Source organism: Shewanella sp. A32, assembly GCF_029167175.1.
GTDB classification, from domain to species: Bacteria; Pseudomonadota; Gammaproteobacteria; order Enterobacterales; family Shewanellaceae; genus Shewanella; species Shewanella yunxiaonensis.
The window spans coordinates 44661-58778 of record NZ_JARFTS010000025.1 but is presented as its reverse complement, the minus strand read 5'-3'; the positions used below and the strand labels follow the sequence as shown (position 1 = coordinate 58778).

Here is a 14118-nt window from a genome sequence, read left to right as displayed (position 1 = left end):
GTGCGCTTACGGCTTGAGTTAGTTGATGTCGCCATAAAGAAGTCCTCTTTATGTCAACGTATTTCAGGACGGGACAGAGATTGATGAAAAAGGAAGCCTCGGCTTCCTTTTTCTTTTGGTCCACTTGAAAAATAATAATTCCGAGCAATACTGTATTGGCCTAATAAATGCTGGTCATTAACAGAAATCTCTGTATAATACCGCTCAATTTTTGACAGCAAAGCTGTCGATTACATCGCCGGCGGCCTTGAAATCCTTAACAGGATCGTTATAATAGCCGCTCGCTTAATTGCTTAGGCGTTAAGTAGTTTGGTCGGTTGACTTAAATTACTCAAAAACGACTCCGATTGGGAGTCGAACGGTTAAATCATCTCACTCTGTCTTTTCCCAAAGGAAAATGGCTAGAGGGTGATTTTTTATGTGTCCATTTTAGGAGCTCTGGTCAATGCAGAACCAAAGAATCCGTATCCGCTTGAAAGGGTTTGATCATCGTTTGATCGATCAATCCACTGCGGAAATCGTTGAAACTGCTAAACGCACTGGTGCCCAGGTACGTGGTCCTATCCCACTGCCTACGCGCAAAGAGCGTTATACCGTTTTGATCTCTCCGCACGTTAATAAAGATGCTCGTGACCAATACGAAATCCGTACTCACAAGCGTTTGGTTGATATCGTTGAGCCTACTGATAAGACCGTTGACGCGCTCATGCGTCTGGATCTGGCCGCCGGTGTCGACGTTCAGATTAGCTTGGGTTAATTGAGATCCTTAGAAGAGGTTTGAGAGATGGCTATCGGTCTTATTGGTCGTAAAGTGGGTATGACCCGCATCTTCACTGAAGATGGTGCGTCAATCCCTGTTACTGTAATCGAAGTAGAAGCCAACCGCGTGACCCAGGTAAAAACTCTGGAAAACGACGGTTATCGCGCACTTCAAGTTACTACTGGTGCCAAGAAAGCCAATCGCGTCACTAAACCAGAAGCTGGCCACTTTGCCAAGGCAGGCGTTGAAGCCGGCCGTGGTTTGTGGGAAATGCGTCTGGCAGACGGTGAAGGCGAAGGCATTGAAGTTGGTGCTGAGCTGAAAGTAGAAATCTTCGCTGACGTAGCGAAAGTAGATGTTACTGGTCAGTCAAAAGGTAAAGGTTTCCAGGGCGGTGTTAAACGCTGGAATTTCCGTACCCAGGACATGACTCACGGTAACTCTTTGTCACACCGGTCTAACGGTTCTATCGGTCAGAACCAGACTCCCGGTCGTGTATTCAAAGGCAAGAAAATGTCAGGCCACATGGGCGACGAGCGCGTGACCACTCAGAATCTGGACGTAGTACGTGTAGATGTTGAGCGTAATCTGCTGCTGGTAAAAGGTGCTGTTCCAGGCGCTGCCAACGGTGATCTGATCATCAAGCCTGCTGTTAAAGCTTAAGGTCTGAGGAGATAGTAATGGAATTGGTATTGAAAGACGCGCAGAGCGCTCTTGAAGTTTCCGAAACTACCTTCGGCCGTGACTTTAATGAAGCACTGGTTCATCAGGTAGTTGTAGCATTCGCCGCTAACGCACGTCAGGGCACTCGTGGTCAGAAGACCCGCGCTGAAGTACATGGCACTGCTAAGAAACCATGGCGTCAGAAAGGCACTGGTCGTGCCCGTTCAGGCGACGTGAAAAGCCCTATTTGGCGTGGCGGTGGTGTTACCTTCGCAGCCAAAACCCAAGATCATGGTCAGAAAGTTAACAAGAAGATGTACCGTGGAGCTCTGAAGAGCATCCTGTCTGAACTGGTACGTCAGGAACGTCTGATCGTAGTTGAGAAGTTCGGTGTTGAAGCTCCTAAAACTAAAGAGCTGAAAGCTAAACTGAAAGAAATGGACCTGGAAGATGTGTTGATCGTGACTCCTGAAGTTGACGAGAACCTGTTCCTGGCTGCCCGCAACCTGTACAAGGTTGACGTTCGTGACGTAGCCGGTATTGATCCAGTAAGCCTGATCGCATTCGACAAAGTGCTTGTCACCGCTGATGCTGTGAAGCAAATCGAGGAGATGCTGGCATGATCCGCGAAGAACGTATTCTGAAAGTTATTCTGGCGCCGCACGTTTCTGAAAAGACTACTGTTGTTGCCGAGAAAAACAACACTGTAGTTTTCCGTGTAGCTCTGACTGCTACAAAAGCAGAAATTAAAGCTGCCGTAGAAAAACTGTTTGAAGTGAAAGTTGAAGGTGTTCGCACTCTGGTCAACAAAGGTAAAACCAAGCGTCACGGTGCCCGTACTGGCCGCCGCAGCGACTGGAAAAAAGCCTATGTGACTCTGGCTGAGGGCGCTGATATCGATTTCCTCGGCGGCGCTGAGTAAGCAAAGGAGAATTTAAATGGCAATTGTTAAGTGTAAGCCAACCTCTCCAGGCCGTCGTGGCGTTGTTAAGGTTGTTAACAGTGACCTGCACAAAGGCAAACCTTTTGCTGGTCTGCTGGCTAAGAAATCTAAAACCGGTGGTCGTAACAACACTGGTCGCATCACTACCCGTCATATCGGTGGTGGTCATAAGCAGCACTATCGTCTGGTTGACTTTAAACGCGACAAAGACGGTATCGTTGGGAAAGTAGAACGTCTGGAATACGATCCAAACCGTACCGCTAATATCGCGCTGGTGCTCTATGCAGATGGCGAACGTCGTTACATCCTGGCTGCTAAAGGCATGCAGGCCGGCGATAAAGTTGTCTCTGGTGCAGCTGCTGACATCAAAACTGGTAACGCTCTGCCACTGATCAACATTCCAGTAGGTTCTGTTGTTCACGCAGTAGAAATGAAGCCAGGTAAAGGTGCTCAGATTGCTCGTTCAGCTGGTGCATATGCTCAAGTTGTTGCCCGTGATGGTGCTTATGCAACTCTGCGTCTGCGTTCAGGCGAAATGCGTAAAGTACCCGTAGAGTGCCGTGCAACTCTGGGTGAAGTTGGCAACGCAGAACACATGCTGCGTCAGCTGGGTAAAGCCGGTGCTAAACGCTGGTTGGGCGTGCGTCCTACTGTACGTGGTGTTGTAATGAACCCTGTTGACCACCCACACGGTGGTGGTGAAGGTCGTTCTTCTGGTGGTCGTCATCCAGTATCACCATGGGGCGTACCAACCAAGGGTTACAAGACTCGTAGCAACAAGCGCACTGACAAGTACATTGTACGTCGTCGTAACAAGTAATTAAGAGGATTCGCCATGCCACGTTCTCTCAAGAAAGGTCCATTTATCGACCTGCACTTGCTGAAGAAGGTAGAGAAAGCGGTGGAAGCCGGTGACAAAAAGCCTATCAAGACTTGGTCTCGCCGTTCTATGATCATCCCACAAATGATTGGGTTGACCATCGCTGTCCATAATGGTCGTCAGCACGTACCAGTGTTCGTAACTGACGAAATGATCGGCCACAAACTTGGTGAGTTCTCACCAACTCGCACTTATCGCGGCCATGCTGCAGATAAGAAAGCGAAGAAGCGTTAATACGGGAGGAATAAGATGGAAGTTTTAGCTAAACATCGCTTTGCCCGTACGTCGCCTCAGAAAGCTCGTCTGGTTGCAGATCAGATCCGCGGTTTGCCAGTGGCAAAAGCGTTGGAAATTCTGACCTTCAGTCCAAAGAAAGCTGCCGTACTGGTCAAGAAAGTATTGGATTCTGCCATTGCTAACGCCGAACACAACGAAGGTGCCGATATCGACGAACTGAAAGTCGGTAAGGTATTTGTTGATGAAGGTCCAACAATGAAACGTATCATGCCACGTGCTAAAGGCCGCGCTGATCGTATCATGAAGCGTACCAGCCACATTACTGTGGTTGTATCAGACCGCTAGGAGAGAGCAATGGGACAGAAAGTACATCCTAATGGTATCCGTCTGGGTATCACTAAGCCTTGGATCTCTACCTGGTATGCTGATAAGGCTGATTATGCAGCCAATCTGCAAGGCGACTGGGAAGTGCGTAAGTTTCTCGAAGAGAAACTGAAAGCTGCATCAGTATCCAAGATTGTTATCGAACGCCCAGCGAAAAGCATCCGCGTTACTATTCACACTGCCCGTCCAGGTGTTGTGATTGGTAAGAAGGGTGAGGACGTTGAAGTGTTGCGCGCCGAAGTTGCCAAAATTGCCGGTGCACCAGCGCAGATTAACATCGCTGAGATCCGTAAGCCTGAACTGGACGCCAAACTGGTTGCTGACTCTATCGCTCAGCAGCTGGAACGCCGTGTAATGTTCCGTCGCGCTATGAAGCGTGCGGTACAGAACGCAATGCGTCTGGGTGCTAAAGGTATCAAAGTTGAAGTTAGCGGCCGTTTGGGCGGCGCTGAGATTGCGCGTTCTGAGTGGTATCGTGAAGGTCGCGTACCTTTGCATACACTACGTGCTGACATCGATTACGCTACTTCTGAAAGTCACACTACTTACGGTGTGATTGGTGTGAAAGTCTGGGTCTTCAAAGGTGAAGTTCTGGATGGCATCGTACCGCAGACAGTAGAAGAACCGAAGCAGCAACCTAAGCGCAAACCTCGTGGTAAATAGGAGAGCCGGTAATGCTGCAACCTAAACGTACAAAGTTTCGCAAAATGTTCAAAGGCCGCAACCGTGGTCTGGCGAACGGTACCGATGTTAGTTTCGGTACATTTGGTCTGAAAGCCGTAGGCCGTGGACGCCTGACTGCTCGTCAGATTGAAGCTGCGCGTCGTGCAATGACACGTGCTGTTAAGCGTCAGGGTCAAATCTGGATCCGAGTTTTCCCTGACAAACCTATTACCTCTAAGCCTCTTGAAGTGCGTATGGGTAAAGGTAAAGGTAACGTTGAATACTGGGTATGCCAGATTCAGCCAGGTAAGGTTCTCTATGAACTGGGTGGCGTTCCGGAAGATCTTGCCCGCGAAGCATTTTCGCTGGCTGCCGCGAAGCTGCCTATCAAGACTACCTTCGTAACTAAGACGGTGATGTAATGAAAGCGAGCGAACTGAGAGAAAAAAGCGTTGAAGAACTGAACGCTGAATTGCTTGGTCTGCTGCGTGAGCAGTTTAACCTGCGTATGCAACACGCCACTGGCCAGCTGGCTCAAACTCACCAGCTGAAGCAGGTGCGCCGTAACATTGCGCGCGTTAAGACCATTATTACTTCTAAGGCAGGTGCATAATGTCTGAGAAAATCCGTACTTTGCAGGGTAAAGTGACCAGCAACAAAATGGACAAATCCATCACTGTTGCCGTTGAGCGTCAGGTAAAACACCCAATCTACGGTAAGTACGTAAAACGTACTACTAAGATCCATGCACATGATGAAACCAACCAGTGCAATGAAGGCGATATCGTCACTATCCGTGAATGTCGTCCTTTGTCTAAGACCAAGTCTTGGACACTGGTTGAAGTAGTGAGCAAGGCCTAAGTTTTCTTAGGTAAACGTAAACGGCCCCATTCGGGGCCGTTTGTATTTTAGTACTATCCATTCCTATTCAATGGTGTTATACTTGCGCGCCCTTTTTGAGCGATTCCTCGCAAAAAAGTGGTGAAAAATGCCCCATGGTGGGGATGTGATGTAACGATAGCGGAGCACTTAAAATGATCCAAATGCAATCAACTCTGGATGTCGCATGTAACAGCGGCGCTCGCAGAGTTCAGTGTATTAAGGTCTTGGGTGGCTCTCATCGTCGTTATGCCGGTATCGGCGACATCATCAAAGTTTCTGTAAAGGAAGCAATTCCTCGCGCTAAAGCGAAGAAAGGTGATGTGTATAACGCGGTGGTAGTCCGTACTAAGAAAGGCGTACGTCGTCCAGACGGTTCTGTCATTCGCTTCGATCGGAATGCAGCTGTTCTTTTGAACAACAACCTGCAGCCGATTGGTACTCGTATCTTTGGACCTGTGACACGTGAACTGCGCTCCGAGCAATTCATGAAGATTGTGTCGCTGGCACCAGAAGTACTGTAAGGAGCTTCAAAATGGCAGCAAAAATCCGTCGTGAAGACGAAGTAGTCGTACTGGCCGGTAAAGACAAGGGTAAACGCGGTAAAGTTACCCAGGTTCTGCCTACTGGTAAGTTGATTGTTGAAGGCGTTAACGTCATCAAGAAACATCAGAAGCCTAACCCTCAGTTGGGTGTCACTGGTGGTATTGTTGAAAAAGAAGCGCCGATTCAAGCATCTAATGTTGCGATCTTTAACCCTGCTACTGGCAAGGGAGATCGTGTTGGTTTCCGATTTGAAGACGGTAAGAAAGTCCGTTTCTTTAAATCGAATAGTGAACTCGTTAAGTAATCGGAGTAAACGATGGCGAAACTGCATGATAAGTACAAAGAGACTGTTATCGCTGAGCTAACTAATAAGTTCAGTTATTCCAGTGTCATGCAAGTCCCTCGGATTGAAAAAATCACCCTGAACATGGGTGTAGGCGAAGCAGTTGCCGACAAAAAAATCATGGAAAATGCTGTCCGTGATATGACTGCTATCGCTGGTCAAAAGCCAATCGTAACTGTTGCTCGCAAATCAGTTGCAGGCTTTAAAATCCGTGAAGGCTACCCTATTGGTTGTAAAGTGACCCTGCGCGGCGAACGTATGTGGGAATTCTTGGAGCGTTTGATTGATATCGCTATTCCCCGTATTCGTGACTTCCGTGGTCTGAGTTCAAAGTCATTTGACGGTCGCGGCAACTACGCTATGGGCGTACGTGAGCAGATCATCTTCCCAGAAATCGATTACGATAAAATCGATAAAATTCGCGGTATGGATATTGTTATCACTACCTCAGCGAAGACTGACGAAGAAGGTCGTGCTTTGTTGAACGCTTTTAACTTCCCATTCAAGAAATAAGGGGTAGCGTAATGGCAAAACAATCAATGAAAGCACGTGAAGTAAAGCGTGCCAAACTCGTGGCCAAGTACGCTGAAAAGCGTGCAGCGCTGAAGGCTTTGATCGCAAGCCCAGCTACTTCTGACGAAGAGCGTTGGGACGCTGTCCTGAAGCTGCAAGCTTTACCACGTGATTCCAGCAGTTCGCGTCAACGCAACCGTTGTAATCAAACTGGTCGCCCACATGGTTACCTGCGCAAGTTCGGCCTGAGCCGTATCAAACTGCGTGAAGCCACCATGCGCGGTGAAGTTCCTGGTCTGCGTAAGGCCAGCTGGTAAGCCCTAGTCACGGAGTAAGCTAATATGAGCATGCAAGATCCTATTGCGGATATGTTAACCCGTATCCGTAACGGCCAAGCTGCTAACAAAGTATCTGTGAAGATGCCTTCCGCTAAGCTGAAAGTTGCGATTGCAAAAGTGCTGAAGGAAGAAGGTTATATCACTGACTACGCCGTAGCAGACGAAGGCAATAAGCCTGAACTGGAAATCACTCTGAAGTATTTCCAGGGCAAACCCGTTGTTGAGACTATCCAGCGCGTAAGCCGTCCTGGTCTTCGTATTTACAAAGGTAAAGACGAATTGCCAAAAGTGATGGGCGGACTGGGTGTCGCAATTGTGTCCACTTCTAAAGGCCTGATGACTGATCGTGCCGCCCGCCTCGCAGGCATGGGTGGTGAGGTTATCTGCTACGTAGCATAAGGAGCTAGGAATGTCTCGTGTAGCAAAAGCACCAGTCTCTATTCCTGCCGGCGTAGAGGTGACTTTAAAAGATCACAGCATTACCGTGAAAGGCGGTAAAGGCAGTCTGACTCGAGTAATCAACAGCGCTGTTAACGTAACTGTTGACAATGGCCATGTGACATTTGGCCCTGTAGAAGGTTACGAAAACGCTTGGGCACAGGCTGGTACAGCCCGCGCCTTGGTCAACAACATGGTTGTTGGTGTAACTCAAGGTTTTGAAAAGAAACTGAAACTGGTAGGTGTAGGTTATCGTGCCAAAGTAACTGGCAGCGACCTGGACCTGACTTTAGGTTTCTCTCATCCACTGGTTCACAAATTGCCAGCAGGCGTTACAGCTGAATGCCCAAGCCAGACTGACATCGTACTGAAAAGTATCGACAAAGAACTGGTAGGTCAGGTTGCGGCTGAAATTCGTGGTTATCGTCCACCAGAGCCTTATAAAGGCAAGGGTGTTCGCTACGATGACGAAAACGTACGCCGTAAAGAGGCTAAGAAGAAGTAAGGTAACGCGATATGGATAAGAAAACTTCTCGCTTGCGCCGTGCCACTCGCACCCGCAAGAAGATCCAAGAGCTGGGCGTTAACCGTCTGGTTGTACATCGTACACCGCGTCACATTTACGCTCAGGTAATCAACCCTGAAGCTCAGGTGGTTGCTGCTGCGTCTACCGTCGAAAGTGCGGTAAAAGAGCAGCTGAAATATACCGGCAACGTAGATGCGGCAAAGGCAGTAGGCAAAGCTATTGCTGAACGCGCGATCGAGAAAGGTGTCACTGTGGTGGCTTTCGATCGTTCTGGTTTCAAGTATCACGGTCGTGTTGCTGCGTTAGCAGAAGCCGCTCGTGAAGCTGGCCTCCAGTTCTAAGGGGTTAACACAATGGCTAAAGTAGAAACTCAGCAGAAAGACGATCTGCAAGAAAAGCTGATTGCAGTCAATCGTGTTTCTAAAGTAGTTAAAGGTGGTCGTATCTTCAGTTTTACCGCACTGACAGTCGTGGGTGACGGTAACGGTAAGGTCGGCTTCGGCTACGGTAAAGCGCGCGAAGTTCCAGCTGCTATTCAAAAAGCAATGGAAAAAGCCCGTCGCAGCATGGTTAACGTTGAACTGCACGAAGGCACTCTGCACCATCCGGTGAAGGGACGTCATTCAGGTTCACGTGTTTATATGCAACCAGCTTCAGAGGGTACCGGTATTATCGCCGGTGGCGCGATGCGTGCTGTATTGGAAGTAGCAGGCGTTCATAACGTTCTGTCAAAAGCATACGGCTCTACTAACCCGATCAACATCGTTCGTGCAACTGTAGATGCGCTGGTGAATATGAAATCACCTGCTCAGATCGCAGCTAAGCGTGGCCTGAATGTTGACGAAATTCGGGGGTAATGCACGATGGCTACTAAAACAATTAAAGTAACCCAGACTAAAAGTGCAATCGGTCGTCTGCCGAAGCACAAAGCGACCTTAACTGGTCTCGGTCTGCGTCGTATTGGTCACACTGTAGAACTGGAAGATACTCCAGCAATCCGCGGTATGATCAGTAAGGTCTACTACATGGTAAAGGTGGAGGACTAATCAATGCGTCTGAATACTTTATCTCCAGCAGCAGGCTCTAAAGCCTCTGGTAAGCGCGTAGGCCGTGGTATTGGTTCTGGTTTAGGTAAAACTGCTGGCCGTGGCCATAAAGGTCTTAAGTCACGCAGTGGCGGCAAGGTTCGCATCGGTTTTGAAGGCGGTCAGATGCCGTTGAAAATCCGTTTGCCTAAATTTGGCTTTACCTCGCGTATCGCTATGGTAACTGCTGAAGTTCGCATCGGCGAACTGGCACAAGTTAACGGTGATGTTGTCGACCTGAACGCACTGAAAGATGCGAATCTCATAACTCGCAACATCCAGTTTGCGAAAATTGTTCTTTCAGGTACCATTGAGCGCCCAGTGACCGTTCGCGGTCTCAAGGTTACCAAAGGTGCACGTGCAGCAATTGAAGCTGCCGGTGGAAAGATCGAGGAATAATACGTCGATGGCAAAACCAGGACTTGATTTAAAAAGCGCGAAAGGTGGACTCTCTGAACTGAAAGCTCGCCTCCTGTTCGTGATTGGTGCAATTATTGTGTTCCGTGCCGGTTCCTTTGTGCCAATTCCTGGTATTGATGCCGCTGTATTGGCAGAGCTTTTTGCTCAGCAGAAGGGTACCATCTTAGGCATGTTTAACATGTTCTCTGGTGGTGCTCTTTCCCGTGCGTCCGTTTTTGCATTGGGGATCATGCCTTACATCTCGGCATCGATCATTATGCAGTTGCTGACTGTGGTGCATCCTGCGCTCGCTGAACTGAAAAAGGAAGGTGAGTCAGGACGTAAAAAAATCAGTCAGTACACCCGATGGGGCACGTTGGTTCTGGCCACGTTCCAGTCCATTGGTATTGCAACAGGGTTACCAAATTTGGTTCAAGGCTTGGTAGTAAATCCAGGTTTTGGTTTTTACTTTGTTGCAGTTACCAGTTTGGTTACAGGTACTATGTTCCTGATGTGGCTTGGTGAACAAATCACTGAGCGTGGCATCGGTAACGGTATCTCTATCCTGATTTTTTCAGGTATCGTGGCTGGATTGCCTAATGCAATCGGAAAAACTGCTGAACAGGCTCGTCAAGGCGACTTGAACGTATTGGTGTTGCTGTTGATTGGTGTGATTGTCTTCGCCGTCACTTATTTCGTGGTGTTTGTAGAGCGTGGTCAACGTCGTATCGTTGTTAACTACGCGAAGCGTCAGCAAGGCCGTAAGGTGTTTGCTGCGCAATCTACACACTTGCCACTGAAAGTGAACATGGCTGGGGTAATTCCACCGATTTTCGCGTCCAGTATTATTTTGTTCCCGGGTACACTGGCACAGTGGTTCGGACAAAATCCAGCATTGTCATGGTTGAGTGATTTCTCCCTAGCAGTGTCTCCTGGACAGCCGTTGTACTCATTGTTGTATGCGGCAGCGATTATCTTCTTCTGTTTCTTCTATACTGCGTTGGTTTTCAATCCACGTGAGACAGCAGATAACTTGAAGAAGAGTGGTGCGTTCATTCCAGGGATCCGTCCCGGCGAACAGACTTCGCGATACATAGATAAAGTGATGACCCGCCTGACCTTGGCCGGTGCGTTGTATATCACCTTTATCTGTTTAATTCCGGAGTTCATGTTAATCACCTGGAAAGTGCAGTTCTACTTCGGTGGTACTTCACTTCTGATTATGGTGGTAGTGATCATGGACTTCATGGCTCAGGTTCAGACCCATATGATGTCTCATCAATATGAGTCTGTGATGAAGAAAGCTAATCTGGTGACCAAAGCGAATTTCGATCGCTTCGGTCGTTAAGTTAGCTTTACGGAGTGATGAAATGAAAGTTCGAACTTCCGTGAAGAAGATCTGCCGTAACTGCAAGATCGTCAAACGTAACGGCGTTGTACGCGTAATCTGTGTTGAACCAAAACACAAGCAGCGTCAAGGCTGATGAAACCCCGGCCAGTCCTTTTGGGACTGGCCATTAAAATTTGTTTGCAAATTAGTCGTCTGTTGAGTATCCTATCGGGCTTTTCACAGATGGCCTTTAACTTAAGGAGTGCATAGTGGCCCGTATCGCTGGCATTAACATTCCTGATCAGAAGCATGCAGTCATCGCTTTGACTGCTATCTACGGCATCGGTCGTACCCGCGCTAAAGCAATCTGCGCGGCTACTTCTATTGCTGAAGATGCAAAGATCAAGGAATTGAGCGACGCTCAAATCGATACCCTACGCGAAGAAGTTGCCAAATACTCAGTAGAAGGTGACTTGCGACGTGAAGTTTCTATGAACATCAAGCGTCTGATGGACCTTGGTTGTTATCGTGGTCTTCGCCATCGTCGTAGCCTGCCTGTTCGTGGGCAACGTACTAAGACCAATGCGCGTACCCGCAAAGGTCCACGTAAACCAATTAAGAAGTAACGGGAAGGTAGACAATGGCTAAAGTTCCGTCACGTTCTCCGCGCAAGCGCGTACGTAAACAGGTTGCGGATGGCATGGCCCATATCCATGCTTCTTTCAACAACACAATTGTAACTATCACAGACCGTCAAGGTAACGCCTTGGCTTGGGCAACTGCCGGTGGTTCAGGTTTCCGTGGTTCACGTAAATCTACTCCGTTTGCAGCCCAGGTCGCTGCTGAGCGCGCAGGTACTGCAGCTCAGGATTACGGTGTTAAACATCTTGAAGTTTTCGTGAAGGGTCCAGGTCCAGGTCGTGAATCAGCCATCCGTGCGCTGAACGCTGTTGGTTATAAAATTACCAACATCACTGATGTGACGCCTATCCCTCATAACGGTTGTCGTCCTCCTAAAAAACGCCGCGTGTAATCGGCGATTCATTAGGATAGTTGGAGAAAGATCATGGCAAGATACTTGGGTCCCAAGCTCAAGCTCAGCCGTAGGGAAGGTACAGACCTGTTCCTGAAAAGCGGTGTGAGAGCAATCGATTCGAAGTGTAAGCTGGAAACAGCACCTGGACAGCATGGCGCTCGCAAGCCACGTCTGTCAGATTATGGTTTACAGCTACGTGAAAAACAAAAAGTTCGTCGTATTTACGGTGTGTTGGAAAAGCAATTCCGTAACTATTACAAAGAAGCTGCACGTCTGAAAGGCAACACTGGTGAAAACCTGTTGCAACTTTTGGAAACCCGCCTGGATAACGTTGTTTATCGTATGGGGTTCGGTGCGACTCGTGCAGAAGCACGTCAGCTGGTTAGCCATAAATCAATTATGGTAAACGGTCGTGTTGTTAACATTCCGTCATTCAAAGTGTCTGCGAATGATGTGGTAAGCGTGCGTGAAAAGTCACAGAAGCAAGCTCGTATTAAAGCTGCTCTGGAAGTGGCTGGTCAACGCGAAAAGCCTACCTGGATTGAAGTCGACAGCGCCAAAATGGAAGGTGCTTTCAAGCGCATTCCAGAACGTAGCGATTTGTCTGCGGAAATTAACGAACAGCTGATCGTCGAGCTTTACTCTAAGTAAGGCTAACTAACAAGAGAGGACACAATGCAGGGTTCTGTTACAGAATTTCTTAAACCGCGTCTCGTAGATATCGAGCAGGTTAACCCAACTCGTGCCAAGGTAACACTGGAGCCGCTGGAGCGTGGTTTTGGTCATACTCTGGGTAACGCGTTGCGTCGCATCCTATTGTCGTCTATGCCCGGCTGCGCGGTTACCGAAGTCGAGATCGACGGTGTACTGCACGAATACAGCAGTAAGGAAGGCGTACAAGAAGATATCCTCGAGATATTGCTGAACCTCAAAGGGTTGGCGGTCATCATTGAGGGTAAAGACGAGGCTTTGCTCACCCTGAGCAAAACCGGCGCAGGCCCTGTTACCGCTGCAGACATCACCCATGATGGTGATGTGACTATCGTAAATCCTGATCACGTTATCTGTCATTTGACAGGTAATCACGGTATCAGTATGCGTATCCGTGTTGAACGTGGCCGTGGTTATGTGCCTGCTTCAGCTCGCGCGCAGACCGAGGAAGACGATCGTCCTATCGGCCGTTTGCTGGTCGATGCTTCTTTTTCACCTGTTGAACGCATCGCCTACAATGTAGAAGCGGCCCGTGTTGAACAGCGTACAGACCTGGACAAACTGGTTATCGATATGACCACTAACGGTACTATCGACCCTGAAGAAGCCATTCGCCGCTCTGCAACCATTCTGGCTGAACAGCTGGATGCCTTTGTAGAACTGCGTGATGTTTCTGAGCCAGAGAAAAAAGAAGAGAAACCGGAATTCGATCCGATATTGTTGCGTCCTGTCGACGATTTAGAGCTCACTGTACGTTCGGCTAACTGTCTGAAAGCCGAAGCGATTCATTACATCGGTGATCTGGTACAACGTACAGAAGTAGAGTTGCTCAAAACGCCTAACCTGGGTAAGAAGTCTCTTACCGAGATCAAGGACGTCTTAGCTTCTCGTGGACTTTCATTAGGTATGCGTCTGGAAAACTGGCCACCTGCCAGTTTAGCAGATGACCTTTAAGTCTCTGACTTGTACAGATTTAGGTTATAAGGATTAAGTCATGCGCCATCGTAAGAGTGGTCGTCAACTTAACCGCAACAGCAGCCACCGCCAGGCCATGTTCCGTAACATGGCAAGTTCACTGGTTCGTCACGAAGTTATCGTGACGACTCTGGTGAAGGCAAAGGAACTGCGTCGCGTAGTTGAACCTTTGATTACACTTGCTAAGAGTGACAGCGTTGCAAATCGTCGACTGGCGTTTGCCCGCACCCGCGACGAAGACGTTGTAGGTAAATTGTTTAACGAACTGGGTCCTCGCTACCTGGAACGTCAGGGTGGTTACACCCGTATCCTGAAATGCGGTCTGCGTACCGGTGATAAAGCCCCTATGGCTTACATCGAGTTAGTAGGTCGTCCAGAAGCTGCTGAAGCTGTAGAAGTTGAAGCTGCCGCTGAATAAGCGAACTTCAGGATGAAAAAAGCCGGGCTTAGGCCCGGCTTTTTGTTACTT

Annotated in this window: 28 protein-coding genes; all 28 read left to right on the top strand. The window is 48.6% G+C overall.

Features of this window, described 5'->3' with window-relative positions:
• The first annotated feature begins 445 nt into the window (after nt 1–445).
• The 28 genes from rpsJ (at nt 446) to rplQ (ending at nt 14067) form a co-directional block, all read left to right on the top strand.
• The gene (gene rpsJ / locus PY479_RS15150) at nt 446–757 is read left to right on the top strand and encodes a 30S ribosomal protein S10 (protein WP_133040234.1); all 312 of its coding nucleotides are present in this window, start codon (nt 446–448) and stop codon (nt 755–757) included.
• 27 nt (nt 758–784) lie between these two features.
• Nucleotides 785–1423: a 50S ribosomal protein L3 gene (rplC, locus tag PY479_RS15145; protein ID WP_275484248.1), complete on the top strand. Its 639-nt coding sequence runs from the start codon at nt 785–787 to the stop codon at nt 1421–1423.
• Between the two features lie 17 nt (nt 1424–1440).
• Nucleotides 1441–2046 carry a 50S ribosomal protein L4 gene (rplD, locus tag PY479_RS15140; RefSeq protein ID WP_212595104.1) on the top strand — a complete coding sequence of 202 codons (606 nt, stop codon included), beginning with the start codon at nt 1441–1443 and terminating at the stop codon, nt 2044–2046.
• A complete protein-coding gene (gene rplW / locus PY479_RS15135; protein WP_212595105.1) occupies nt 2043–2345 on the top strand; it encodes a 50S ribosomal protein L23 in 303 nt (100 codons plus the stop codon). The genes rplD and rplW overlap by 4 nt, the downstream gene beginning before the upstream one ends.
• A 16-nt stretch (nt 2346–2361) precedes the next feature.
• Nucleotides 2362–3186 carry a 50S ribosomal protein L2 gene (rplB, locus tag PY479_RS15130; RefSeq protein WP_275484247.1) on the top strand — a complete coding sequence of 275 codons (825 nt, stop codon included), beginning with the start codon at nt 2362–2364 and terminating at the stop codon, nt 3184–3186.
• A 15-nt stretch (nt 3187–3201) separates the two neighbouring features.
• Nucleotides 3202–3480, top strand: coding sequence for a 30S ribosomal protein S19 (gene rpsS / locus PY479_RS15125; protein ID WP_011758338.1), 279 nt, complete (start codon nt 3202–3204; stop codon nt 3478–3480).
• Between the two features lie 15 nt (nt 3481–3495).
• Nucleotides 3496–3828: a 50S ribosomal protein L22 gene (rplV, locus tag PY479_RS15120; protein ID WP_212595107.1), complete on the top strand. Its 333-nt coding sequence runs from the start codon at nt 3496–3498 to the stop codon at nt 3826–3828.
• Nucleotides 3829–3837: 9 nt separating this feature from the next.
• Nucleotides 3838–4530, top strand: coding sequence for a 30S ribosomal protein S3 (gene rpsC / locus PY479_RS15115; protein ID WP_212595108.1), 693 nt, complete (start codon nt 3838–3840; stop codon nt 4528–4530).
• A gap of 11 nt (nt 4531–4541) precedes the next feature.
• A complete protein-coding gene (rplP, locus tag PY479_RS15110) occupies nt 4542–4952 on the top strand; it encodes a 50S ribosomal protein L16 (protein ID WP_212595109.1) in 411 nt (136 codons plus the stop codon).
• Complete coding sequence (gene rpmC, locus PY479_RS15105) at nt 4952–5143, top strand: 50S ribosomal protein L29 (RefSeq protein ID WP_011758342.1); 192 nt, start codon at nt 4952–4954, stop codon at nt 5141–5143. The genes rplP and rpmC overlap by 1 nt, the downstream gene beginning before the upstream one ends.
• Nucleotides 5143–5391, top strand: a complete 249-nt coding sequence (gene rpsQ, locus PY479_RS15100; RefSeq protein WP_212595110.1) for a 30S ribosomal protein S17 — start codon at nt 5143–5145, stop codon at nt 5389–5391. Before rpmC ends, rpsQ begins: the two co-directional genes overlap by 1 nt.
• Before the next feature lie 173 nt (nt 5392–5564).
• On the top strand, nt 5565–5933 hold the full coding sequence (rplN, locus tag PY479_RS15095; protein WP_011715463.1) for a 50S ribosomal protein L14: 369 nt from the start codon (nt 5565–5567) through the stop codon (nt 5931–5933).
• Nucleotides 5934–5944: 11 nt separating this feature from the next.
• Nucleotides 5945–6259, top strand: coding sequence for a 50S ribosomal protein L24 (rplX, locus tag PY479_RS15090; protein ID WP_275484246.1), 315 nt, complete (start codon nt 5945–5947; stop codon nt 6257–6259).
• A 12-nt stretch (nt 6260–6271) separates the two neighbouring features.
• Nucleotides 6272–6811 (top strand): 50S ribosomal protein L5, encoded by a 540-nt coding sequence (gene rplE / locus PY479_RS15085; protein WP_212595112.1) that lies wholly within the window; start codon nt 6272–6274, stop codon nt 6809–6811.
• An 11-nt stretch (nt 6812–6822) separates the two neighbouring features.
• The gene (gene rpsN / locus PY479_RS15080; RefSeq protein ID WP_212595113.1) at nt 6823–7128 is read left to right on the top strand and encodes a 30S ribosomal protein S14; all 306 of its coding nucleotides are present in this window, start codon (nt 6823–6825) and stop codon (nt 7126–7128) included.
• 24 nt (nt 7129–7152) lie between these two features.
• Nucleotides 7153–7548, top strand: a complete 396-nt coding sequence (gene rpsH, locus PY479_RS15075; RefSeq protein WP_212595114.1) for a 30S ribosomal protein S8 — start codon at nt 7153–7155, stop codon at nt 7546–7548.
• Nucleotides 7549–7558: 10 nt separating this feature from the next.
• Complete coding sequence (gene rplF / locus PY479_RS15070; protein WP_212595115.1) at nt 7559–8092, top strand: 50S ribosomal protein L6; 534 nt, start codon at nt 7559–7561, stop codon at nt 8090–8092.
• Nucleotides 8093–8103: 11 nt separating this feature from the next.
• Nucleotides 8104–8454: a 50S ribosomal protein L18 gene (rplR, locus tag PY479_RS15065; protein ID WP_212595116.1), complete on the top strand. Its 351-nt coding sequence runs from the start codon at nt 8104–8106 to the stop codon at nt 8452–8454.
• Between the two features lie 12 nt (nt 8455–8466).
• Complete coding sequence (gene rpsE, locus PY479_RS15060) at nt 8467–8970, top strand: 30S ribosomal protein S5 (RefSeq protein ID WP_212595117.1); 504 nt, start codon at nt 8467–8469, stop codon at nt 8968–8970.
• Nucleotides 8971–8976: 6 nt separating this feature from the next.
• A complete protein-coding gene (gene rpmD / locus PY479_RS15055) occupies nt 8977–9159 on the top strand; it encodes a 50S ribosomal protein L30 (protein WP_212595118.1) in 183 nt (60 codons plus the stop codon).
• Nucleotides 9160–9162: 3 nt separating this feature from the next.
• The gene (rplO, locus tag PY479_RS15050) at nt 9163–9597 is read left to right on the top strand and encodes a 50S ribosomal protein L15 (protein ID WP_212595119.1); all 435 of its coding nucleotides are present in this window, start codon (nt 9163–9165) and stop codon (nt 9595–9597) included.
• A 7-nt stretch (nt 9598–9604) separates the two neighbouring features.
• Complete coding sequence (gene secY, locus PY479_RS15045; protein ID WP_212595120.1) at nt 9605–10945, top strand: preprotein translocase subunit SecY; 1341 nt, start codon at nt 9605–9607, stop codon at nt 10943–10945.
• A gap of 22 nt (nt 10946–10967) precedes the next feature.
• Complete coding sequence (gene rpmJ, locus PY479_RS15040) at nt 10968–11081, top strand: 50S ribosomal protein L36 (RefSeq protein ID WP_212595121.1); 114 nt, start codon at nt 10968–10970, stop codon at nt 11079–11081.
• Between the two features lie 115 nt (nt 11082–11196).
• Nucleotides 11197–11553 carry a 30S ribosomal protein S13 gene (gene rpsM / locus PY479_RS15035; protein WP_212595122.1) on the top strand — a complete coding sequence of 119 codons (357 nt, stop codon included), beginning with the start codon at nt 11197–11199 and terminating at the stop codon, nt 11551–11553.
• A 14-nt stretch (nt 11554–11567) separates the two neighbouring features.
• Nucleotides 11568–11960 carry a 30S ribosomal protein S11 gene (gene rpsK / locus PY479_RS15030; RefSeq protein WP_133040253.1) on the top strand — a complete coding sequence of 131 codons (393 nt, stop codon included), beginning with the start codon at nt 11568–11570 and terminating at the stop codon, nt 11958–11960.
• Between the two features lie 33 nt (nt 11961–11993).
• The gene (gene rpsD / locus PY479_RS15025; RefSeq protein WP_212595123.1) at nt 11994–12614 is read left to right on the top strand and encodes a 30S ribosomal protein S4; all 621 of its coding nucleotides are present in this window, start codon (nt 11994–11996) and stop codon (nt 12612–12614) included.
• A 24-nt stretch (nt 12615–12638) separates the two neighbouring features.
• Nucleotides 12639–13628 (top strand): DNA-directed RNA polymerase subunit alpha, encoded by a 990-nt coding sequence (rpoA, locus tag PY479_RS15020; protein ID WP_212595124.1) that lies wholly within the window; start codon nt 12639–12641, stop codon nt 13626–13628.
• A 40-nt stretch (nt 13629–13668) separates the two neighbouring features.
• Nucleotides 13669–14067, top strand: coding sequence for a 50S ribosomal protein L17 (gene rplQ, locus PY479_RS15015; RefSeq protein ID WP_275484245.1), 399 nt, complete (start codon nt 13669–13671; stop codon nt 14065–14067).
• Nucleotides 14068–14118: the final 51 nt, after the last annotated feature.